This window comes from Demequina sp. NBRC 110057 (assembly GCF_002090175.1).
Taxonomy (GTDB): Bacteria; Actinomycetota; Actinomycetes; order Actinomycetales; family Demequinaceae; genus Demequina.
The window spans coordinates 539,432-560,177 of record NZ_BBRN01000003.1 but is presented as its reverse complement, the minus strand read 5'-3'; the positions used below and the strand labels follow the sequence as shown (position 1 = coordinate 560,177).

General features: G+C 71.1%; 19 protein-coding genes and 1 tRNA gene. 15 read left to right on the top strand and 5 right to left on the bottom strand.

What is annotated here, in order from left to right; all coding sequences use genetic code 11:
* The first annotated feature begins 89 nt into the window (after window positions 1–89).
* From B7K26_RS02550 to B7K26_RS02540, 3 genes are all read left to right on the top strand, one after another.
* Window positions 90–1,379: a hemolysin family protein gene (locus B7K26_RS02550; RefSeq protein ID WP_084077101.1), complete on the top strand. Its 1,290-nt coding sequence runs from the start codon at window positions 90–92 to the stop codon at window positions 1,377–1,379.
* Complete coding sequence (locus B7K26_RS02545) at window positions 1,376–2,407, top strand: hemolysin family protein (RefSeq protein ID WP_084077100.1); 1,032 nt, start codon at window positions 1,376–1,378, stop codon at window positions 2,405–2,407. Before B7K26_RS02550 ends, B7K26_RS02545 begins: the two co-directional genes overlap by 4 nt.
* Before the next feature lie 166 nt (window positions 2,408–2,573).
* The gene (locus tag B7K26_RS02540) at window positions 2,574–3,416 is read left to right on the top strand and encodes a M15 family metallopeptidase (protein ID WP_234998658.1); all 843 of its coding nucleotides are present in this window, start codon (window positions 2,574–2,576) and stop codon (window positions 3,414–3,416) included.
* A 10-nt stretch (window positions 3,417–3,426) separates the two neighbouring features.
* Here the strand turns inward: B7K26_RS02540 and B7K26_RS02535 are convergent, their stop codons facing one another.
* A complete protein-coding gene (locus B7K26_RS02535) occupies window positions 3,427–4,251 on the bottom strand; it encodes a class II aldolase/adducin family protein (protein ID WP_084077099.1) in 825 nt (274 codons plus the stop codon).
* Window positions 4,252–4,599: 348 nt separating this feature from the next.
* On the opposite strand from B7K26_RS02535, the gene ald reads away from it, so the two are divergent.
* Window positions 4,600–5,712: an alanine dehydrogenase gene (ald, locus tag B7K26_RS02530; protein WP_084077098.1), complete on the top strand. Its 1,113-nt coding sequence runs from the start codon at window positions 4,600–4,602 to the stop codon at window positions 5,710–5,712.
* On the opposite strand, the gene B7K26_RS02525 is transcribed toward ald, so the two are convergent.
* On the bottom strand, window positions 5,615–6,511 hold the full coding sequence (locus B7K26_RS02525) for a patatin-like phospholipase family protein (RefSeq protein WP_084077097.1): 897 nt from the start codon (window positions 6,509–6,511) through the stop codon (window positions 5,615–5,617). The genes ald and B7K26_RS02525 overlap by 98 nt on opposite strands.
* Before the next feature lie 60 nt (window positions 6,512–6,571).
* Between B7K26_RS02525 and B7K26_RS02520 the strand changes: the two genes are divergently transcribed.
* The 5 genes from B7K26_RS02520 (at window position 6,572) to B7K26_RS02500 (ending at window position 10,539) form a co-directional block, all read left to right on the top strand.
* Window positions 6,572–6,934, top strand: coding sequence for a hypothetical protein (locus tag B7K26_RS02520; protein WP_084077096.1), 363 nt, complete (start codon window positions 6,572–6,574; stop codon window positions 6,932–6,934).
* A 78-nt stretch (window positions 6,935–7,012) separates the two neighbouring features.
* Window positions 7,013–7,882: an aldo/keto reductase gene (locus B7K26_RS02515; protein WP_084077095.1), complete on the top strand. Its 870-nt coding sequence runs from the start codon at window positions 7,013–7,015 to the stop codon at window positions 7,880–7,882.
* A gap of 4 nt (window positions 7,883–7,886) precedes the next feature.
* Entirely contained in the window at window positions 7,887–8,135 is a 249-nt protein-coding gene (locus B7K26_RS02510; protein WP_084077094.1) for a hypothetical protein, read from the top strand.
* A gap of 85 nt (window positions 8,136–8,220) precedes the next feature.
* A complete protein-coding gene (locus B7K26_RS02505; RefSeq protein ID WP_159449580.1) occupies window positions 8,221–9,480 on the top strand; it encodes a Bcr/CflA family efflux MFS transporter in 1,260 nt (419 codons plus the stop codon).
* Between the two features lie 9 nt (window positions 9,481–9,489).
* Window positions 9,490–10,539: an NAD(P)-dependent alcohol dehydrogenase gene (locus B7K26_RS02500; RefSeq protein ID WP_084077092.1), complete on the top strand. Its 1,050-nt coding sequence runs from the start codon at window positions 9,490–9,492 to the stop codon at window positions 10,537–10,539.
* A 7-nt stretch (window positions 10,540–10,546) separates the two neighbouring features.
* On the opposite strand, the gene B7K26_RS02495 is transcribed toward B7K26_RS02500, so the two are convergent.
* The 3 genes from B7K26_RS02495 to B7K26_RS02485 all read right to left on the bottom strand — a co-directional run bounded on the left by B7K26_RS02495 (window position 10,547) and on the right by B7K26_RS02485 (window position 12,062).
* On the bottom strand, window positions 10,547–10,864 hold the full coding sequence (locus tag B7K26_RS02495; protein WP_159449579.1) for a DUF4190 domain-containing protein: 318 nt from the start codon (window positions 10,862–10,864) through the stop codon (window positions 10,547–10,549).
* Window positions 10,865–10,963: 99 nt separating this feature from the next.
* Window positions 10,964–11,036, bottom strand: a tRNA-Arg gene (locus tag B7K26_RS02490).
* 27 nt (window positions 11,037–11,063) lie between these two features.
* Window positions 11,064–12,062, bottom strand: coding sequence for a LacI family DNA-binding transcriptional regulator (locus B7K26_RS02485; RefSeq protein WP_200810925.1), 999 nt, complete (start codon window positions 12,060–12,062; stop codon window positions 11,064–11,066).
* Between the two features lie 103 nt (window positions 12,063–12,165).
* On the opposite strand from B7K26_RS02485, the gene B7K26_RS13220 reads away from it, so the two are divergent.
* From B7K26_RS13220 to B7K26_RS02455, 6 genes are all read left to right on the top strand, one after another.
* Window positions 12,166–13,797 (top strand): HAD-IA family hydrolase, encoded by a 1,632-nt coding sequence (locus B7K26_RS13220; RefSeq protein WP_084077090.1) that lies wholly within the window; start codon window positions 12,166–12,168, stop codon window positions 13,795–13,797.
* Between the two features lie 41 nt (window positions 13,798–13,838).
* Window positions 13,839–14,744, top strand: a complete 906-nt coding sequence (locus tag B7K26_RS02475) for a cell division protein FtsQ (protein WP_084077089.1) — start codon at window positions 13,839–13,841, stop codon at window positions 14,742–14,744.
* 59 nt (window positions 14,745–14,803) lie between these two features.
* Window positions 14,804–16,561 carry an ABC transporter ATP-binding protein gene (locus B7K26_RS02470; RefSeq protein ID WP_084077088.1) on the top strand — a complete coding sequence of 586 codons (1,758 nt, stop codon included), beginning with the start codon at window positions 14,804–14,806 and terminating at the stop codon, window positions 16,559–16,561.
* The gene (locus tag B7K26_RS02465) at window positions 16,558–17,364 is read left to right on the top strand and encodes an energy-coupling factor transporter transmembrane protein EcfT (RefSeq protein ID WP_084077087.1); all 807 of its coding nucleotides are present in this window, start codon (window positions 16,558–16,560) and stop codon (window positions 17,362–17,364) included. The genes B7K26_RS02470 and B7K26_RS02465 overlap by 4 nt, the downstream gene beginning before the upstream one ends.
* A gap of 75 nt (window positions 17,365–17,439) precedes the next feature.
* Window positions 17,440–17,940 (top strand): asparaginase domain-containing protein, encoded by a 501-nt coding sequence (locus B7K26_RS02460; RefSeq protein WP_084077086.1) that lies wholly within the window; start codon window positions 17,440–17,442, stop codon window positions 17,938–17,940.
* Between the two features lie 236 nt (window positions 17,941–18,176).
* Window positions 18,177–20,744 carry a rhamnogalacturonan lyase gene (locus tag B7K26_RS02455; RefSeq protein ID WP_084077085.1) on the top strand — a complete coding sequence of 856 codons (2,568 nt, stop codon included), beginning with the start codon at window positions 18,177–18,179 and terminating at the stop codon, window positions 20,742–20,744.
* Window positions 20,745–20,746 lie beyond the last annotated feature (2 nt).

The window sequence follows — 20,746 nt, the reverse complement described above, 5'->3', positions numbered from 1 at the left end:
GTCCTTCCTGGTGGGCGACGGACCCTGCCGATGCTAGCGGGGGCTCGCTATGCTGACGGGATCATGGACATACCGAGGCGTCGCCTGAGATGACCGCATGGCTCCTCGTGGGGGTCGGCATCCTCCTCACTCTCGGCACCGCCGTGTTCGTGGCCGCCGAATTCTCCCTGGTTGCGCTGGATCCCGCCCACGTCCAGGAATCCGGCAAGGACCGCCGCGTCAAGCGCGCGCTCAGGAGCCTGTCAACTCAGCTCTCCGGCGCACAGGTGGGCATCACCCTCACCACGATCCTCCTGGGATACACGGCGCAACCCGCCCTCGTCGAGCTGCTGAGCCTGCCGCTCGAGTCGACCCCGCTGGGGCGCGGCGCCGTGGCCGGCCTCGCGGGCGCCCTGTCTCTCATCATCGTCAACGCCTTCTCGATGGTGTTCGGCGAGCTGGTGCCCAAGAATGCCGCGCTCGCGGACCCGGCCAGGACGGCACGGCTCGTGTCGCCGTGGATGATGGCCTTCACCACCGCTCTGAAGCCCCTCATCGCGCTGCTGAACCGCAGCGCCAACGCGATCCTGCGGGTGATGGGCATCGAGCCGCGCGAGGAACTGTCCGGCGGCCGCTCGCCGCAGGAACTCGCCGCGCTGGTGCGGCGGTCCGCCGAGGCCGGCACCCTCGCGCCGTCGACGGCGCTGCTGCTGAAGAACACCATCGACCTCGACCAGCTGGCGGCCATCGACGTCATGACCGACCGCACGAGGCTCGCGACGCTCGCCAGGGACGCCACGGCATCGGACGTCCTGTCGCTCGCCCGGGCCAGCGGCCACAGCCGCTTCCCGGTGCTGGGGGAGGGGCTCGACGACGTCATCGGCCTCGTCCACCTGCGCGCCGCGGTGGGGGTGGCCTTCCACGAGCGCGACGACACAGCGGTGACCGACCTCATGGTCGACGCCCCCCGGGTCCCCGAGACCATGCGGATGCGGCCCCTGCTGCTGGAGCTGCGCGGGCTGGGGCACCAGGCGGCCATCGTCGAGGACGAGTACGGCGGCACCGCCGGCCTCGTCACCCTCGAGGACGTGGTCGAGGAACTGGTGGGTGACGTCGCCGACGAGCACGACAGGCGCCGCAGCGCCGCGCACCGCATGCCCTCGGGCGACTGGGTGATCCCCGGCGTGCTGCGCCCCGACGAGGTGATCGAGGCCGTCGGAGTGCGCCTGCCGGAATCTCCCGCCTACGAGACAGTGGGCGGCTACATCATGGCGAGCCTCGGCCGCGTCGCACGGGTGGGCGACGAGGTCGCCGCCGACGAGGCAGTGCTGCGCGTCGAACGCATGGTGGGCCGCCGCATCGACCGCGTGCGCCTGCGTCCCACGGGGGGTGGGCGATGAGCGTGCAGATGGTGCTGCTGGTCGTCGGCCTGCTGCTGGTCAACGCGTTCTTTGTGGGCGCCGAGTTCGCGGTCATCTCGGTGCGCCGCTCGTCGATCGAGCCGCTCGCGGAGGAGGGCTCGCGCGCCGCGCGCACCGTCCTGTGGGCGCTCGAGCACGTCTCCCTCATGCTCGCCGCGGCGCAGCTGGGAGTGACCGTCTGCTCGGTCTCGCTCGGTGTGGTCGCCGAGCCGGCCGTCGCCCACGCGCTCGAGGGCCCGCTGCACTGGATGGGCATCCCGTCGGAGGCTTCGCACGTGGTCGCCGTCATCATCGCGCTCGTGATCGTGGTGGGCCTGCACGTGGTGGTGGGCGAGATGGTGCCCAAGAACTCCGCGGTGTCCAACCCCGAGCGAGCCGCCCTGCTGCTGGGCCCGCCGCTCGTGGTCGTCGCGCGCGTGCTCGGGCCCATCATCGCCGCGCTCAACTGGCTCGCCAACGGCGTGCTGAGGCTCGTCGGGATCGAGCCGCGCGACGAGGTGACGAGCGCGTTCACGGCGGACGAGGTCCACTCGATCGTCGAGCGCTCGAGCGAGGAGGGCACTCTCCAGGATGCGGAGGGCCTGCTTGCCGGCGCCATCGAGTTCTCGGACCGCACCGCTGCCGAGGTGATGGTGCCGCTCGCGCAGGTGCAGTCGGTGGACGCCGGCGTCTCCGTCGAGGGATTCGAGGCCGTCGTGGCCCGCACCGGGTTCTCGCGCCTGCCCGTGCGCGATGAGGACCGCCTGGTGGGATACCTCCACATCAAGGACACCCTGTACGCCCGTCCCGGCGACCGCGAGGAGCCCATCCAGGACTGGCGCGTGCGCGCTCTTCCCGAGGTGCAGGCCGATGCCGGGGTGGAGTCGGTGCTCGCCCTCATGCGGGCGTCGGCCGCGCACCTCGCGCAGGTAGTAAGCGACGGCGAGACCGTGGGCCTGGTGCACCTCGAGGACATCATCGAGGAGCTCGTGGGCGAGGTGCGCGACGAGATGTCGCGCGAGGCGTGACGCTGCCGGGAGCACGAGCGGTTGCTTAAGCGTTGGGGCCGGGGTGCCGATGACCTTCTCAACACCCGGGGTGGCGAGCATCGTTACCATTTGGTTACACTCGACGGAATCTTGGGCCAGGGGACGGCCCGGATGACGATGGCAATCGACTTGTGTGGAGGCTTGTGTGAGCAAGCGTGAGGACGCGCCCGAGGCGCACCCCCGCTCGCGTCGCCTGCGACGCCTCCAGGAGACGCAGGAGCTCCAGGTCAGAACCACCCACCGCCGCCGTCGCCTGCTGACGCGCTCGGGAGTGCTCGCGGGCTTCGCGCTCGCCATGGTGGTCTACCCCATGGTCGGCACCCTCACCCCCTACGCCGAGGCCGACGACACTGCCCAGGCGATCGCGACGGGAACCGTCTCCACTGCATCGGCCGCCTCCACGCTGCTCAGCGGCGGAGCCTCGCTCGAGTCGTCGGAGTTGCCACTGCCGAGCGTCGACGAGTCGGCAAGCGCGCTCGCGGCCTCCGCGGAGTACATCGTCGCCACCAATCTTCCCGGATGCGACCCGTCACAGGGCTGGGCCGGCCGCAACGGTCGCCTCGAGGAGGGCTCGCTGTGTGAGCTGTGGAACGGTGTGCAGGTCCGCAACGACGCCGCCGTCGCGCTCGCCGAGCTCAACGACCAGTTCCGCTCCGTCTTCGGGCGCAATCTGTGCGTCGGCAACGGCTATCGCACCATCGCTGCCCAGTACGCGACGAAGCAGAGCAGGGGCTACCTCGCCGCCACCCCCGGCACCTCGGTGCACGGCTGGGGCCTCGCGATCGACCTGTGCGGCTCGGACGACACCGGCACCGCCAAGCGCTGGCTCGAGGCCAACGGACCCATCTATGGCTGGGAGAACCCCTCGTGGGCGAAGTCCAGCAAGTGGGAGCCCTGGCACTGGGAGTACGTGCCGGGCACCGACGACCTCGGCGTGTACGAGAGCGCGTACTGGTCCGGTGCCGACACGTACCGCTCGTCGGACTAGGCGCTCGCTCCTACAGCCACCGCGACCGAATCGCGAACGTGGTGGCGACTGAGGAGATCTCCTCGCGCGTCAGCCCTTCGGCGCGGCCGCCCGCGACGATGTCCATGTACTCGTACTTCGCGGCGGTCTCGGCGTATTCGACCCTGTCCACGGCCCGGTAGACGGACACGTCGGAGCGCGACATGGTGCCGTGCTTGGACCACAGCACGATCTCGTGCTCGGCGAGGCCGGCGACGTTCGCGGCGCCCATCTGCTGTGACCCGGGGATGAAGAACGGCAGGACGCCGATGCCGTCGGACAGCGACACGATCGTCTCCGGCTCCCAGCGCAGGAGGGCGGCGTTCATCGCCTCGGAGCTCCGGTAGGCGGGAATGTGAGAGAGGTAGGTCAGGTGCGGAGGCTGCGCGTGGACCACGGCCTGGAAGTCGATGCCGCGTCGGTCGACCTGATCCTGGTGGACGGCGAGGTGCGAGTTGAACTCGCTCGTGAGGCGCGCGAAGCGGCGCGTGCTCGCCGTGTACAGCGTGCCGGTCACCCCGTCCTCGTGGATGCGGACGGCACCCATGGCGGACAGCGGATCGGCCGCGAGCTGGCGCAGGCGCCTGCCTGAGCCGGTGGCCAGCACCGTGCCCCCGGCGAGTGCCGGCGCGGGGTCGGGCAGGGTGATGTCCTCGGCATGGGGGAAGTGGCGGCGCACTTCGACCTCCCAGCCCATGAAGACGGAGATGTTGCCCGCGCCCGCCTCCGAGGCGTCAATGTCGCAGATGCGGGCTCCTCCCTCTCCGATCTGCTCGATGAGCTCGTCGAGGGTGGGGCGGGGCTGGTCGGGAAGCATGGGTTCTCCTGGGGGTGAGGCGCGATGGCGTGAAACGATTCAAATCTAAACCGACGTCGCCGTTCCCGCGCGGGACGAAAGTCCGCCGCCGCCCTTCCCTGCCTCCTCCCTGCCTCCTCCCCGCCGCCGCAAATGGCCACATTCGCGGCGCGTCGCGGCGTTTCGAGCCGCAAATGAGGCCATGTGCGACAGGTGGGGGGTGGGGGGCGGGACGTCCGACAGGTGCTCGACATGCGCGCCGGACCCGCATGGACCAGGCTGGGCCGTGAGGCGGGCCGCCACCCTTGGCCCGCCCGAGTGCGCGTCCACCCGGCCACCAGCCGGGTGGACGCCGGACCAGGAGGACACATGCGCATCGGCGTGCCGGCAGAGGTGAAGAACCGGGAGACAAGGGTCGCGTTGACCCCCGGAGGGGCCGGGCGGCTCGTCGCCGCCGGGCACGAGGTGGTGATCCAGGCCGGCGCCGGCGGGGGCTCCTTCCTCGGGGACGATGCGTATGTCGCCGCGGGCGCGCGGCTCGGCTCGCGCGAGGACGCGTGGGCGGCCGACCTGGTCCTGAAGGTCAAGGAGCCGGTGCCCGAGGAGTACCCGCTGCTGAGCGACAACCTGCTCTTCACGTTCCTGCACCTTGCCGCCAACGAGCCGCTCGCGCGGGCCCTGCTCGCTGCCGGCACCACGGCCGTCTCGTACGACACCGTCCAGCGCGACGACGGCTCCCTCCCCATCCTCGCCCCCATGAGTGCCATCGCCGGCGCGCTCGGCGTCCTTGAGGGTGGCCACCACCTGCTGTCGCCCTACGGCGGCCGCGGCGTGCTGCTGGGCGGCGCTCCCGGCGTGGCCGGGGCGCGGGTGGTCGTCATCGGCGCCGGCGTCGCCGGGTCGGCAGCCCTCGACCAGGCCGTCGCGCAGGGGGCCGATGCGGTGGTGCTCGACCTCGACCCCTCACGCCTCGAGGCGGCTCGCTCCCGTCACGGCGACCGCGTGCGCGCCGTCGCCTCGACCCCGGAGGCGGTCGAGGAGGAGCTGCTCGAGGCAGACCTCGTCATCGGCGCGGTGCTGGTTCCCGGCCGTCCGGCCCCGACGGTGGTCCCGCACTCCCTGGTGGCGCGCATGCGGCCGGGGTCGGTGCTGGTCGACATCGCGATCGACCAGGGCGGCTGCTTCGAGGACTCGCGTCCCACGACCCACGACGACCCCGTCCTCGAGGTCGAGGGGTCGCTGGTCTACTGCGTGGCCAACATGCCCGGAGCGGTCGGGGCGACGGCCACGGCGGCGCTCGTCCACGCGACCGGCGGCTACGTGGAGGCGCTCGCCGCGCACGGGCGCGACGAGCTCTACGAGGACGCGTCGCTCGCGCGCGGACTCAACGTCGATGCAGGAAGCCTGCGATGCCGTGCGGTCGCTGAGGCTCTCCCTCGGCTTCCGTTCCTGGCGCCGCCGGTGGAGGCTCCGGCGCGATGATGCGGCCGATGTGGTGGTCCTCCGCCGTCGGGTGGGCCGGCGGCTCGTTGATGATCGGGTAGTCCTCGAACTCCGCCTCGGCGGCCTCCCGTCCCAGTTGGACGAGGGTCGACAGGTCGCGCACGTCCCAGGCGGTGTGGCCCACGAGGCGAGGCTCGATGACGGTGACGTCCGAGCGGATCTCCCACTCGTGGACGCTGACCGACGACTCAAAACCGCGGAAATCCCACTCGGGCTGGATGCGCACGCCGATGACGTGCTCCGCTCCCAGCCCGAAGCACGCCTCAAGCGGCAGGTTTTGCACGAGCCCGCCGTCGAGGAGGTGGCGGCCCTGATGCTGCACGGGCCGAAACACTCCCGGCACCGCGATCGAGGCGGCGACCGCGAGCGAGAGTGAGCCGTGGTCGAGGACCACCGCCGCACGCGTATTGACGTCCGTGGCGACCGCGGCGAAGCGGGTGGGAAGGTCCTCGATCTGGGGGTCGCCCCCGGTGACCTTCTCGAGGCCCTCGATGAGGGCATCGGCCGTCAGGACGCCGAGGCCGGGACGCGGCGTCCAGCGGCCAAACGTCGTCCAGGACCAGTGCAGCACGCGGTCGGCGAGGTCGTAGGGGTCGATCCCGAGCGCGTACGCGCCGCCGGCGATCGACCCTGCCGACGTGCCGGTGATGATGGAGGGGACGATGCCGCGCTCGTGAAGTACCTGGAGCACGCCCACGTGCGCGGCGCCCAGCGCGCCGCCCCCGCCCAGCGCGAGCCCGAGCCGCGGCATGTAGCGCAGGTCGTCGGTCTCGGCCATGGGGACATCGTAGGGACGCGTGCGCTGGCCCGCTCGTTGGCGCGCCTATCCTTGGTGGCCATGAGCGAGACCCCGTCCGAGGCCCCCCGCAGTTGGGCGCCCGTGGCCGCGGCAGGAGCCGTCGCCCTCATCGTCATCGTCGGCGCCGTGATCTGGTGGATCGCCGGCGCGGGCGTCTCCGACGAGCAGAAGGCCGGCATCGAGGCGTGCGAGCGTCTCGCCATCGACGAGGACCTCCCCGCGATCTCGCGCGGCGACGTCGAGGGGCCCGATGCCGACGGTGTGGTGTCCGTCTCGTGGGAGTTCGAGGACGCCACGTACGGCGGCTGCGAGGTCGCCGTCGTGGACGGCACCGCGGGCGAGCCCGCCCTCGTGGGGGACGTCGCGCCGTCGCCGAGCCCCTCCGCGTCGCCCTCCGCCTGAGGCCACGCGGGGCCGGTATTTGAGGCCTCGCGCCGTGCCCGCTACGTTCGAGGGGACACCCCGGACGTGAGGAGAGGCATGGACCAGCGCAGGATCGGCACCGCGAGCGTGAGCGCGATCGGGCTGGGCGGCATGCCCATGTCGATCGAGGGCAGGCCCGACGAGGCCCGCTCGATCGCCACGATCCACGCGGCGCTCGACGCGGGAGTGACGCTCATCGACACCGCCGACGCCTACCTCCTGAACCCGGGCGAGACCGGGCACAACGAGCAGCTGATCTCGCGCGCCGTCGCCGCGTACCCCGGCGACACCGACGACGTCCTCGTCGCCACCAAGGCAGGCACCCTGCGCCCGGGCGACGGCACCTGGTACCAGAACGGCGACCCCGCGTACCTCAAGCAGGCGGCCAAGGCGTCGGCCCTGCGCATGGGCGTCGACAGCATCGGCCTGCTGCAGTTCCACCGCCCCGACCCGCGCGTGCCGTACGCGGACTCCGTCGGCGCCTTCGCGGAGCTGCTCGACGAGGGCGTGATCCGCCAGGCAGGCATCTCGAACGCGAACCCCGACCAGATTCGGGAGGCCAACGACGTGCTCGGCGGCCGGCTCGCGAGCGTGCAGAACCAGTTCTCGCCCGCCTTCGTCAGCTCGTACCCCGAGCTCGAGGTATGCGTTGAGATGGGGATCGCGTTCCTGCCCTGGAGCCCCCTGGGCGGGATTGGCCGCGCGGGCGACGTGGGCACCCGCTTCGCCCCGTTCCAGCAGGTGGCCGATGCCAGGGGCGTCTCCGCGCAGCAGGTGGTCCTCGCGTGGGAGCTCGCGCTCGCGGACGTGGTGATCCCGATCCCCGGCGCCTCGCGTCCCAGTTCCATCCTCGACTCGGCCGCCGCCGCGGAGTTCGCGCTGACCGAAGATGACCTGGCGCTCCTGGCGCCAGTGCTGGGAGACTGACCGCATGGCCCGACAGCGTCTGATCACGAGCGCCTCGCGCACCGCAGGCCTCGCCCTCCTGACCGATGGCGTGGTGGGCCTCGCCGTGCCCGGTCAGCGCGAGAAGGAGTGGGGAGCGCCCCGCGCCCTGTGGCGGCGCTCGGTGAGACGCGTGGTCGGGGACGCGGCGGGCACCCAGGCCTTCGCCGTCGCGGAGGTCGCGGTGGGGCTTGCCCTCGTGGCGATCGTGCCGCGGCTCCTCGCGCGCCGCTGACCCCCCTAGCGGGAAAGGCCTTTCCGTTCTAGCGTGAGAGGCGGCCGCACCCTCGCCCACCGGCGGCCGGATGGAGCGGCACCCCGTGCCCACCGACAGACCCGCGGCCGTCGCCGCGCCCGTGCGCCTGACGGCGCTGACCTTCCTCGTCCTGGGGCTCGTGCAGGCCATCTGGCCGCTCACGATGGACCTCTACCTTCCCGCGTTCCCCACCATCGTTGCCGACCTGGACACCTCGGCATCGGCCATCCAGGCCACGCTCACCGCCGCCTTCGTCGGCATGGCGCTCGGCCAGCTCCTCACCGGCCCCTGGTCAGACAGAGTGGGGCGGTTCCGGCCGATGCTCGTGGCGCTCGCCGTGTACCTCGCCGCCTCGGTCGCGTGTGCCGTCGCTCCCACCGCCGGCGTGCTGATCGGCGCACGGTTCGCCCAGGGCCTCGGCGCCGCCTCCGCGGCGGTGCTCACCATCGCTATGGTGCGTGACGCGACCGAGGGCCCGCGCATGGTCAGGGCCCTCGCCCACCTTCAACTTGTCAACGGCACCTTCGTGGTGCTCGCGCCGTCCCTCGGGGCGTGGCTCCTGGCGGTCATGCCGTGGCGCGGAATGTTCTGGATCCTTGCGGGCGTGGGGGTCGGGCTGCTCGCGCTCACCGCGTGGGCGCTGAGCCCCCGTCGGCTGCGTGGCGCCGCTGCGGCGGCTCCGGGACCCGCGGACCGCCCGCGGCTGTACGCGCCGCTGCTCGCCGACCGTCGCTACCTGCTCGCGGTCGCCGGCGGCGCCCTCGTCTTCGCCGCGATGATGTCCTACATGGCGAGCTCGGCCTTCCTCTTTCTCGAGCACTTCGGGCTCAGTGAGGCGACCTACGCCGTCATCTTCGGAGGGCACGGGCTGTTCATGATCGCTGGCGCCCAGGTGAGCGCGCGGGTCGCGGGTCGCGTGGCCCCCGTGCGCGTGGTGGTGATCGGCGCGAGCGCCCTCCTCGGCGCGGCGGCCGTCGCGACCGCGCTGGGGCCGTTCGCCGGCGACGGGCGGGTGTGGCTGTTCATCGTGCCCCTGTTCGTCTTCACGACGGCGTTCGGGTTCGTCAACCCCGCGCTCCAGGAGGTCGCGCTTCACGACCACCGCGACCGGGCGGGTTCAGCAGCGTCGCTCATGGGCGCCACGCGCATGGTGGCGGGGTCCGCCGCGGCGCCCCTCGTGGGCGCCGTCGGCGCGGCGACCCCCACCGTCGTGGGCGGCGCCATGCTCGTGTGTTGCGCGCTCGCCGCCGTGGTGCTGATCGCGCTGGGGCGCACGGCGCGCGCGACGGGTACGGGGGCCGCCGCGGCATCGGCCGCCTCCTAGGATGGCGCCATGACCAGCACCGTCGCCGCCATCGTTGCCCGCACCCCCGACGGCCCCCTGGAGGCCGGCACCGTCGAGCGCCGCGAGGTGGGGCCGCGCGACGTCCGGATCGACATCGTGTGGGCGGGCATCTGCCACTCCGACATCCACACCGTCCGCGGAGACTGGGGTGCCCAGACGTACCCGCTCGCCGTGGGACACGAGATCGCCGGCGTGGTGGCCGAGGTGGGCGCCGAGGTCGACCGCTTCGAGGTGGGCCAGCGCGTGGGCGTCGGATGCATGGTGGGGTCGTGCCGCGAGTGCGCGAACTGCCGCGCCGGCCGCGAGCAGTACTGCGACAAGGGCTTCACCGACACCTACGGCGCCCGCGACGCCGACGGCACCGTCACGCAGGGTGGCTACACCTCCGCGATCGTGGTCGACGAGCACTTCGTGCTGTCGCTTCCCGACGCGCTCCCGTTCGAGAAGGTCGCGCCCCTGCTGTGCGCAGGCATCACCACCTACTCGCCGCTGCGCCGCTGGGGAGCGGGTCCCGGCACCCGCGTCGCGGTGGTCGGCATGGGCGGGCTGGGGCACATGGCGGTGAAGCTCGCCGTCGCGATGGGTGCCGAGGTCACAGTGTTGTCCCAGACGTCCTCCAAGCGGGCCGATGCGCTGGCCTTCGGCGCCGTCGCTCACCACGCGACGAGCGACCCGGCCGTCTTCGATGAGCTGGCGCGGTCCTTCGACCTCATCATCAACACCGTCTCGGCGCCGCTCGACGTCGACGCCTACCTTGGCCTGCTCGACTTCGCGGGAACAATGGCGAACGTGGGCGCCCCGCCCGAGCCCGCCGCGATGTCCGTGTTCACGCTGTTCACCAACCAGCGCTCCTTCTCCGGGTCCACCATCGGCGGCATCGCCGAGACCCAGCAGATGCTCGAGTTCTGCGCCGAGCACGGGATCGTCCCCGAGGTCGAAGTCATCCGCGCCGACCAGGTCAACGACGCGTGGGAGCGGGTGTTGAAGTCCGACGTGCGCTACCGGTTCGTGATCGACACGGCGACGCTGAAGGGCTGAGCCGCGCTCAGAACTGCATGAGCACCAGGAGCCACGCGACCCCGAAGGCGAGCGCCGCGTAGCCCAGCACCGTGCCCGTGAGCGCCATGCCGCGCCCGGGCAAGGTGTGAGGGTGGCGGTCGATGAGGCGCAACGCGCCGTGGCCGAGCACGGCGGCGACGGCCCCCAGCAGGATGCCGAGGTAGGGGACGAACCCCAGGGCGATGCCGAGGATGCCGACGATGAGGGACACGAGCGCCCACCGCGGCCGCCGCAGCTCGTCTCGCGGGGGCATCACGGGGGCGGGCCCGTCGAGGTCGTCCATCGGGTCGCGCAGGGTATCCATGAGGCGATCCTCCCAGGTGGTCGTCGCGGAGACGACAAAGCCGCAGGAGTCCAGGCCTTTCAGCCTGCCCTGCGGCTCTTGTGTCGCGAGCATACGACGCGCCCCCGACAGGAATCGAACCTGCGACCTTCGGTACCGGAAACCGGCGCTCTATCCGCTGAGCTACGGGGGCATGCGGGCGGACCCGCGAGGGTCAAGACTAGCAGGGGGCGGCGGTGGTGCCCCGCACCGCGAGGCTGGGCTCGAGCGTGACCTCGACGGTGTCGCTATCGCCGTCGATGCGCGCGAGCAGGAGCCGCGCCGCCTCGCGCCCGATGGCCTCGCGGGGCTGGGCGACGGTCGTGAGTCCCGGGCGCACCTGCCGTGCGATCTGGGCGTCGTCGTAGCCGACGATGCTGAGCTCGGTGGGCACCGCTAGCTCGGCGTCGAGCGCGTCGTGGAGGAGCGTTGCCGCGGTGCGGTCGTTGCCGGCGAAGCATGCCGTGGGGCCGGCCGGCGTGCCCGCGGCGGCCAACAGCGCGGCGACGCCGCCCTCGTCGACCCACAGGGTGGTGGAGGGAAGGTCGGCGCGCGTCATCGCCTCGCCGTAGGCGTGCCGCCTGGCCGATGCCGCCGCGCGTCGGGAGGAGGCGAGGTGGACGATGCGGCGGTGGCCAAGGCCGTGAAGGTGGTCGAGGGCCAGGCTCGCCCCGCGCTCGTCGTGGTTGCGCACCACGCTCACGTGGCGCGGCTGCTCGAAGGGCCGACCGACCATGACCACGGGGCGCCGTGCCGCGGCGGCGTCGAGGGCCGCAGCGTCGAGCATCGCCGACACGACGATGACGCCGTCGACGCCCAGGTCGAGCATCTGATCCAGCCGCGCCGCGAGGATGCGCGCGTCCGACTGGCCGTGGCCGATGACGGTACCGAGCCCCGCGGCGTCGGCGCGTGACTCGATGCCCGCGACGACGTCGGCGTGGTACGGGTTGGACAGGTCCGAGACCAGCACGCCGATCACCTGGGTGCGCCCGCGCGCGAGGCCGCGGGCTAGCACGTTGGAGCGGTAACCGAGGTCGTCTGCCACGGCCAGGATCCTTGTCCTCGTTGCCTCGGAGACCCCGGCATCGCCCCTGATGGCGAGGGAGACGAGCGACTTGGACACTCCCGCGGCGCGCGCGACGTCCACGATGGTGGGGGCGGCGCGATCGGCGGTGGGCACGAGCCGATTCAATCAGAGTCCCAGGTGAACATCGGGCGAACGCAGGCGAACATCAGGCAACGCTACTGGAACGCTCCAGAACTCTCTGGCTACCGTCGCCGACGTGACCGAGAACCTCCCCCTGGCCCCGCTGCCCACCCCGGGCGCCCTCCTGCTCGACTTCGGCGGCGTGATCATCACGACCGCCAAGCGCCCCACGGGGCTCGACGTCGCCGCCGCGCACGTGACGGCGCTGCTCGAGCGCGGCCTCATCACGCTTCCCGTCGAGCGCGTCCGCGCCTCGCTCGAGGCCGGCCTCGCGGCGCTCACCCATTGGAAGCACGCCTCGAGCCGCCGGCCCGAGCCGCGCGAGCTCAGTCACCGCGAGATCGTGGGCGACTTCCTCGCCGCCGATCTCCCCGCCGACGCCCGCGCGCTCCTCGTCGCCGAGGCTGGGGAGCTGCTCGACGCCCTGCAGACGCTCATCACCGACCACCACCTGCGTCCCGGCGTGCGCCGCCTTCTCGACACCGCGGCGAGCCACGGCATCCCCGTCGGCATCGTCTCGAACGCCCACTCCGGACGCTCGCACCGGCGCATCCTCGCGGGGCTCGGACTGTACGACGCCTTCGCCGTCCAGGTCTATTCGGACGAGGTGGGCATGCGCAAGCCGCACCCCGGCATCCTCACGCTTGCCGCGGCGGGCGTGGGTGTCGCCCCCGCGGACTGCTGGTACGTGGGAGACACGCTCGACCGCGATGTGGTCGCCGGGCGCCGCGCGGGCATCGGCACGGTCCTGATCACCCGCGACAAGCACACCGACCACCCCCCGTTCGCCGTGGCTCACACGGCCGATGCCACGTACGACACCCCCGAGGGGCTCGCCGACGCGCTCGCCGCGTCGCTCGCCGCATGGCCCGCCGCGGGTGAGACGGCCGATGCGGGGGCGAGCGCCGTACGAGGCGCGGCGCCCGCATCGGCCCCCCGTCCGTCGCCGCGTGGCGCCCTGCTGGTGGACCACGGCGGCGTCATCTCGCTGTCGCACAAGAACCCCGAGGAGATGATGCGCCTGGGGGAGCGGTTGTCGTTCCTGCTGTCGACCCCCGCCTCGCCGCTCGACCCTGGCGACGCGTGTCTCGCCATCGCGACCGCCCGCGAGCGCCGCGCCGCCGCCAAGGGTGACTCGCTCGCCGAGACCAGCCCCCACGAGTTCTGGGTCGAGCACTTCGGGCGTGACCTCGACGAGCGCTCCCGCGCGGTCCTCGCCGCCGAGGCGACCGACCTCATGCACCGCTACGGGCGCGCCAAGAGCCGGCGCGTGCTGCGCGACGGGGTCCGCGAGGCGTTCGAGGAGTGCCGCGCCCAGGGAATGCCGGTGGTCGTGGTGTCCAACACCCTGTCCGGCCGGGCGGTGCGCGACGCGTGCCGGGACCACGGCCTTGCCGACCTCATCGGCGCCTACGTGTGCTCGGACGAGGTCGGCGTGCGCAAGCCCGATGCCGCGATCGTCCGTGAGGCCCTCGCCATCGCCGGGGCCGACCCCGCCGCCACCTGGTTCTACGGCGACAAGCCGCATGCCGACGCCGCGGGGGCGCTCGCGGCAGGCATCGGCCGCCGTGTCATCGTCCGCGGCGGCGCCGTCGCCGACGCCCCCATCGACGAGGCGCTCCGTTCGGGCCTCGCCACCGACGTCGTCGACGACGCGACCGGGCTGACCGCCCTCCTGCGCGACGCCGTCAGCCTGTCCATCCCGTAACCACCCACCCCATCCAGCAGCATCCACGTCAAGGAGCAGACATGTCCCAGACCACCGTTCCCGAGGAGAGGGCCGGCCGTCTTCGAGGCACCGCCGCCGGAATCCGCCGCGACCTGAGCGGGTCGCAGAAGCTCATGATCTTCGTCCTCTCGATGGCGCTGTCCGGCGTCGCCAACACCGTCATCGAGGTCATCCCCGAGGTCTCCATCGGACCCGTCGACGTGTCCGTCAGCTACTTCGTCTTCGTGCCGCTGACGCTCGTGGCGCTGCTGAACCCGTTCTGGGCGGCGCTCGGCGCCCCCGTGGGCGAGGTCATCTTCGTCGACCTGCTGATGGGCGACTTCTCCGGCCTCGCCGAGGTCGAGGGCATCATCCAGATGTTCCTCGCGCTGTTCATCGCGGGCTCGATGATTCGCAACCCCAGGAGCAAGATCCAGATCGCGCTCGCGGCCGTCACCGTCGTGGTGATCGACAAGGCGCTGTCGGCCATCGTCGACCTCTCGAAGGTGTGGATCGGCGTCGAGGACGCCGAGTACGTCGAGGGCCTTCCCGAGTCGATCCTGGTCCTCGAGGGCATCGGCTTCGCCGTCGACATCCTCATCACGGGAGTCCTGTTCGGCGTCATCCCCGCGATCTGGCTCATTCCCGCCCTTCACGGCCGCATCGAGCCGCTGCTGGGCATGCGCCCCCGCGTGCCGGGAGAGCCCATCCAGGGTTCCGCGCCCCGCACCGGGCTGTTCGTGGGCGTCGCCCTCGCGCTCGGCATCGCGTCCTTCTTCTTCGCCTTCCTCGAGGCGTGGGACGTGGCGATCGGCGTGTTCGAACCCGACTTTATCGACACGTACGGGTCCGGCTTCCTGTGGGTGGGCATCGGCGCGGCCGCCATCGCCTTCCTCGTGGGCGTCGCGCTCGTCAAGCTCAGCCGCAACACGTCCACCGAGGACTGAACCACCCGCCGCGGGCGCCTCACGGGGCGCCCGCGGCCCACGTCACGGAGTACTGACTGATGTCACCCATCATCGAGATCGACCGCCTGAGCTTCCGCTACCCGGGCGCCGAGCGCGACAGCCTGCGCAACGTCTGCCTCACCATCGAAGAGGGTGACTTCGTCGCCGTCATCGGCGGCAACGGATCGGGCAAGACCACCCTGTGCAAGACCCTCAACGGGCTGGTGCCGCACTACTGGGAGGGCGAGTTCGCTGGCGAGGTGCGCGTGGACGGGGTCGACACGTACGACTCCACCGTCGCCACCCTGTCCTCGACGGTGGGATACGTCTACCAGGACTTCCAGAACCAGTTGGTGCGCCCTCGCGTGCGCGATGAGGTCGAGTTCGGACCCACCAACTTCGGCATGGCCGACTACGCCGAGCGTGCCACCGAGGCGATGCAGATGCTGGGCATCTCCCACCTCGCCGACAGGTTCGTGTGGCAGCTCTCCGGCGGCCAGGCCCACCTCACGGCGCTGGCCTCCGTGCTCGCGATGCGGCCGCGCATCATCGTGGTCGACGAGCCCGTGGCGGAGGTCGACCCCGCCGGCGCCCACGCGCTGTACGAGCGCCTCACCGAGCTCAACCAGATCCACGGCATCACGGTGATCGTCATCGAGCACCACGCCGAGTTCATCGCGCAGTACGCCAAGTCGGTGGTGCTCATGGACGACGGCGCGCCCGTGTGGCACCTGCCCGCGCCGCAGGCGGCGGCCCGCGCGGCCGAGCTCGCCTCGCACGGCATCCCCGCGCCGCAGATCGTCGCCGCCTGCGAGGGGCTCGAACTCGCGGCGGCGCCCCGCACCGTCGACGAGGCCGCAGCCGTGCTGCGCACTGCCGGCGCCCGCCAGCGTCCCTCCTGGACGGCCGAAGCGGTGGCCGGCTCGGCGGGTCAGGCCACCAGGGAGGGCCAGCCCACCACGGAAGGCGAGGAGCGCCGCCCGGTCGCGGTGGCATCGGCCGTCTCCCACGGCTATCGCTCGGTCGCGGGTGACCTGATGCCCGTCCTCACCGACGTCGACCTCACCATCCGCGCCGGCGACCGCGTGGCGCTCGTGGGCGGCAACGGCGCAGGCAAGTCGACGCTCATGCGCCTGCTGTGCGGCCTGCAGGTGCCCCGCGGCGGGTCGGTGACGCTCGACGGCATCGACACCAAGAAGTCGTCGGCCACCAAGCTCGCCGAGCACGCCGCCTACCTGTTCCAGCGCCCGGAACAGATGTTCCTCAAGGACTCGATCCGCGCGGACGTGCGGCTGTTCCCCGCCGGGCGCAAGAGGGCCGACGCCGACGCGCTCGTGGACCGCGTGCTCGACCGCGTGCGCCTGAGCGACTTCGCCGACCGCGACGGCCGCACGCTGTCCGGCGGCCAGCAACGCAGGGCAACCCTGGCCATCGGCCTCGCGATGACGCCCTCGCTGCTGCTCGCGGACGAGCCCACCGCCTCGCTCGACGTGGCGAGCCGCGACTCCGTCATCTCGATGCTCGACGAGCTCTCGGGGGCGATCGCGGCGGCTGTGGTCGCGACGCACGACATGCACCTTGTCGCGGAGTGGGCCACGCGAGTGATCGTGCTGGGAGGCGGGGGAGTGCTGGCCGATGTGACGCCGTCGGAGCTCTTCGCGTCCGATGCGCTGCTGGAGGGCGCGCACGTGGTGCCCCCGCAGATCACGGCGCTGGGGCGCGCCCTGGGAATCGACCCGGCGCCGCTGTCGGTGGCTCAGTGGCGCGAGGCCGTGGCGCTCGCCGATGCGTCGGAGACTGTGGAGGTGACGGCATGAGCCGCAAGACCAGGGACGTCCTATCCGTCGAATGGGTGAAGCTCGAGCTCATCCGCACCGCGTATGCGACCCGCGGTGGGCTGTTCGCCAAGATGGACCCGCGCATGGTGATCAGCTGGTACTTGATCCTCGCCGTGGTGCCGTGGCTCACCCACGACCTGGTGACGATCATCGCGCTGTTCGCCCTGACCGCCGTCTCCGCGGCGCTGGCCCGCGTGGGGCCGCTGGTGCTGGGGCTGTTCCTCATCGGGTTCGTGACCGACTTCGGGTACGCCTTCGGCGCCGCCTGGGTGTTCGGCGGCGACCACGAGACGGCGCTCGCGCTCGTCGAGATCACGCTGAAGCTTGCGACCGTGTCGCTGGCCTCGATCGCGGCATTCGTGTCGCTCGACCCCGAGGAGCTCAGCACGGGCCTGCTCGCGTGGAAGGCTCCCGAGCTGCTCGCGTTCGGCGTCTCCTACGGCTACCGGATGATGCCCATCCTGTTCGAGGAGTTTGGCACCGTCTTCACGGGGCTGCGGCTGCGCAGCCCGCAGGGCAAGAAGGGGTTCCTGGGCCTGCGTGCGTTGTGGCGCTGGGGGACCTGGGCCGTCCAAGCGTTCTACCCGATCTTCCTCAACACCGCGAAGTCGGTGCGCACCACTGTCGAGTCGCTCGAGACCCGCGGCTTCACCGCCGCGCAGGGGCGGGACCTGCGGATCGCGCAGCTGAGCATCGGTGCGCTCGACGTTGCCGTAGTGGCGGTGACGGCGGTGGCCGTGGTGGGGGCGTTCGAGTTGGATGCGCTGTTCACCATCGCGTGAGCCTGGTGCACGCGGAGACCGGCCGCTCGCGGCTTATCCTGGTCCGTCGGTAGTCGACGGCACAGGAGGAGACGCATGAGCCACGCAGCGGACGTCACGGTGATCGCCACGGGCGGCACCATCGACAAGGAGTACCTGCTCGCTGGCGACCTCGCCGTGGGCGAGCCCGCGGCGACGCGGATCCTTCACACGCTGGTGCCGTCTGTGACCGTGCGGGTGGTGGGAGTGCTCGCCATCGATAGCCGCGACATGACCGATGCGGACCGCGACGTGCTCGCGCGCGAGATCGGCGCGGCCGAGACGCGCGCGATCGTCGTCACCCACGGCACGGACACGATGGCGGACACGGCCGAGTACCTGGCCTCCCGCGTGGCCGATGGCGTCACCGTGGTACTCACCGGCGCCCTGCGTCCCGAGACCGTCGCCGGGACCGATGCCCACGTGAACCTGGGCTTCGCGCTCGCGGCCGCCCAGCTCGCGGGACCGGGCGTCTATGTGGCGATGGGCGCGCGGCTGTTCGCTGCAGGGACCGTGCGCAAGGACCTCGCCACGGGGGCGTTTGTCGACGTCTCGTAGTCCCAGGTCCCCCGCGAGCCACTGAGCGTCGGGAATTCCGGAGATCCCAGCATTCAGCGGCTCCCAGAGCGCCATAGCGCCCCCGCGTCGGCGGAGTGAAACGTTTCCGGTTTCTGAGAATTCTGAGTTGCGGGTGCCCGATTTGCCCGTTACGGTCGCAGTCGCACGGAAAGCGCTTCCCTAGAGGGTGAAACCTCTGCCGACGAAGGGCTCGATGCCCAGAGAAGGATTCAACGATGAATCTTCCTAGACCACATGTTCGCGCGCTCGGAGCGGCCGTCACGTCCGGCCTTCTCCTGCTCGGGATGGCAGGGACGGCGGCCGCCGGCGGTGCGCACGACTCGCACGGCGGCGGCCACGGCCACCACCGCGATAATTCTCCCCAACTCGAGGACCTCGACCGAGGACTGGTCGCCGTGTCGACGTCGGAGGGGGTGTTCCTCTCGTGGCGTCTTCTCGGGACCGAGGCTGGTTCGGCTACCGAATCCGGCGTCTCGGGTCCCGCGTTCGCGGTCTTCCGCGACGGCAAGCGCGTGGCCACCGTCGACGGAGCCACGTCTTACGTTGATCGTGATGGCGACAACGATGCCGTCTACAGTGTCGCGCCCGCATGGAACGACGTCGTTGGTGAGCGAAGCGCAGAGGCGTCACCGTGGACGGAGGGGTACCTCGACGTAGAGCTCACCAAGCCCGCGGATGGCGTCACCCCGCCGTCCACGATGTTCCCCGAGGGTGAGCAGTACACCTACAGTGCGAACGATGCTTCCGTGGGTGACGTCGATGGTGACGGCGCCCTCGAGCTGGTCGTGAAGTGGGACCCGTCGAACTCCAAGGACGTTTCGCAGAAGGGCTACACGGGTACCGTTTACGTCGACACCTACGAGCTCGACGGCACCCTGCTCAACCGTATTGACCTAGGGGTCAATATTCGCGCCGGTGCCCATTACGCGCAGGTCGTCACCTACGACTTCGACGGCGACGGACGCGCCGAGACCATGCTGAAGACCGCGCCCGGAACGAAGTCCATCACGTATGGCGCCGACGGCGAGGTGGTCGACGAGAACTTCATCTCGATGCCGCGGTCTGATGTCCGTGCCGGGTACTCGCACGACGATGACTATCGCATGAGCGCTGCGGACTATCGCGAGCACCTCATTGGCATGTTTCAGGACTGGACGGACCGTCCCGAGGTGAGGTCGGGCCAGTGGCCGGCAACGCTGGAAGAGGCGTGGGGTATCCCCACCGAGCACGCCTATCCGCTCTCGCAGGAGGACGCGGGCGAACTCGCCGACTACTTCATTGACACCTGGGCGCCCGCTCGCAGCAGCCGCAACGACCTCACGACCTTCGACGGCTTCATCGTGGACGGCCCCGAGTACCTGACGGTGTTCGACGGCGCGACTGGGGAGGAACTGGACACGGTGCGGTACGAGCCGGGCCGCGGCGACGACGGCCTGTTGTGGGGCGACTACGCCTATTCGAGGATCGAGCCGGGTAACCGCGTCGACCGTTTCCTTGCCGGCGTGGCGTATCTCGATGGGGACGAGCCGACGGCGATTTTTGCGCGCGGCTATTACACGCGTGCCACGGTCGCCGCCTACGACTGGGACGGGAAGAAGATTCGTCAACGGTGGATGGCGGACAGCGGCCACGTTCCGATGTCCAACCCGTTCAACGACTCGCCCCACGGGAGGGAGGGGACCGACTCGGAATACGCGACCCTCACGACGCAGGGCTTCCATTCGCTCAGCGCGGCCGACGTTGACGGCGATGGTCGCCAAGAGATTGTGTACGGATCGGCCACTTTGGATGACGACGGCAGCCTCCTGTACTCCTCGTACGACACCCTTCCCGAGGGCAGTGCCGACCCCGGAGCAGAGGCAAAGCTCGGTCACGGCGACGCGATGCACGTCACGGATATCGACCCCTCGCGCGACGGCTTGGAAATCTGGTCCGTTCATGAGGGCGGCGCCGGCGCGCCCTACGGCTCTGTCCTGCGGGACGCGGCGACCGGCGAGGTCCTCCACGGCGCGTACTCGGGTCGCGACACCGGGCGCGGAATGATCGGCGATGTCCGGGCGGACGTGCCGGGCATCGAGCTGTGGGCAAGCATGCCAGGCGGCTCGGACGGCTCGGGACTGCTCGATGTCGCGGGCAACCAGATCGATGCGTCGACTCCCGGCACCAACCAGTCGATCCGCTGGGCCGGCGACCTGACCACACAGTTGGTGAACGGTGCGCAGACGGACACCTACACGGTGCCCACGATCGATGACTGGACGCGAGGGACGCTGCTGACGGCCGACGGCACGTCCGTCAATAACTGGACCAAGGGCAATCCAGCGCTCGTCGCGGACATCCTTGGGGACTGGCGTGAGGAACTGGTGACGCGCACGCTCGATTCCTCTGCCATGAGGATCTACGTCAGCACCGAGGAGACGGAGCACCAGCTCCCCACACTCCTGCACGATCTCCAGTACCGGGTGGAAGTGGCGCGTCAGAACACGTCCTACAACCAGCCCTCGTACACCTCCTATTACCTCGCGAGCGATATGGACTTCTCCGACGTCCCCGTGGCGACCGAGGACCATGCCCCGCGCGAGCCGCGTCTGGCGAAGCGCCACGATCGCGTGACGATTCCGGCGGATCGCCACTTCACGTACTACGTGAACGGCGACCAGGCGAGGGCTGGCAGCCACCGCGTCACGGGCTCCGCGGTGACGGTCACCGCGGAGCCGAAGCAGGGCGTCGCGATCTCCGCAGGCGCCGACTGGACGTGGGAGTTCGACCTCGGCTCGAAGTAACT

What these genes read in the sequence shown, in the direction of transcription:
- B7K26_RS02550 (WP_084077101.1), top strand. Translation starts at nt 90, where the DNA reads ATGACCGCATGGCTCCTCGTGGGGGTCGGCATCCTCCTCACTCTCGGC.
- B7K26_RS02545 (WP_084077100.1), top strand. Translation starts at nt 1,376, where the DNA reads ATGAGCGTGCAGATGGTGCTGCTGGTCGTCGGCCTGCTGCTGGTCAAC.
- B7K26_RS02535 (WP_084077099.1), bottom strand. Translation starts at nt 4,251, where the DNA reads ATGCTTCCCGACCAGCCCCGCCCCACCCTCGACGAGCTCATCGAGCAG.
- ald (WP_084077098.1), top strand. Translation starts at nt 4,600, where the DNA reads ATGCGCATCGGCGTGCCGGCAGAGGTGAAGAACCGGGAGACAAGGGTC.
- B7K26_RS02525 (WP_084077097.1), bottom strand. Translation starts at nt 6,511, where the DNA reads ATGGCCGAGACCGACGACCTGCGCTACATGCCGCGGCTCGGGCTCGCG.
- B7K26_RS02520 (WP_084077096.1), top strand. Translation starts at nt 6,572, where the DNA reads ATGAGCGAGACCCCGTCCGAGGCCCCCCGCAGTTGGGCGCCCGTGGCC.
- B7K26_RS02515 (WP_084077095.1), top strand. Translation starts at nt 7,013, where the DNA reads ATGGACCAGCGCAGGATCGGCACCGCGAGCGTGAGCGCGATCGGGCTG.
- B7K26_RS02510 (WP_084077094.1), top strand. Translation starts at nt 7,887, where the DNA reads ATGGCCCGACAGCGTCTGATCACGAGCGCCTCGCGCACCGCAGGCCTC.
- B7K26_RS02500 (WP_084077092.1), top strand. Translation starts at nt 9,490, where the DNA reads ATGACCAGCACCGTCGCCGCCATCGTTGCCCGCACCCCCGACGGCCCC.
- B7K26_RS02495 (WP_159449579.1), bottom strand. Translation starts at nt 10,864, where the DNA reads ATGGATACCCTGCGCGACCCGATGGACGACCTCGACGGGCCCGCCCCC.
- B7K26_RS02475 (WP_084077089.1), top strand. Translation starts at nt 13,839, where the DNA reads ATGTCCCAGACCACCGTTCCCGAGGAGAGGGCCGGCCGTCTTCGAGGC.
- B7K26_RS02470 (WP_084077088.1), top strand. Translation starts at nt 14,804, where the DNA reads ATGTCACCCATCATCGAGATCGACCGCCTGAGCTTCCGCTACCCGGGC.
- B7K26_RS02465 (WP_084077087.1), top strand. Translation starts at nt 16,558, where the DNA reads ATGAGCCGCAAGACCAGGGACGTCCTATCCGTCGAATGGGTGAAGCTC.
- B7K26_RS02460 (WP_084077086.1), top strand. Translation starts at nt 17,440, where the DNA reads ATGAGCCACGCAGCGGACGTCACGGTGATCGCCACGGGCGGCACCATC.
- B7K26_RS02455 (WP_084077085.1), top strand. Translation starts at nt 18,177, where the DNA reads ATGAATCTTCCTAGACCACATGTTCGCGCGCTCGGAGCGGCCGTCACG.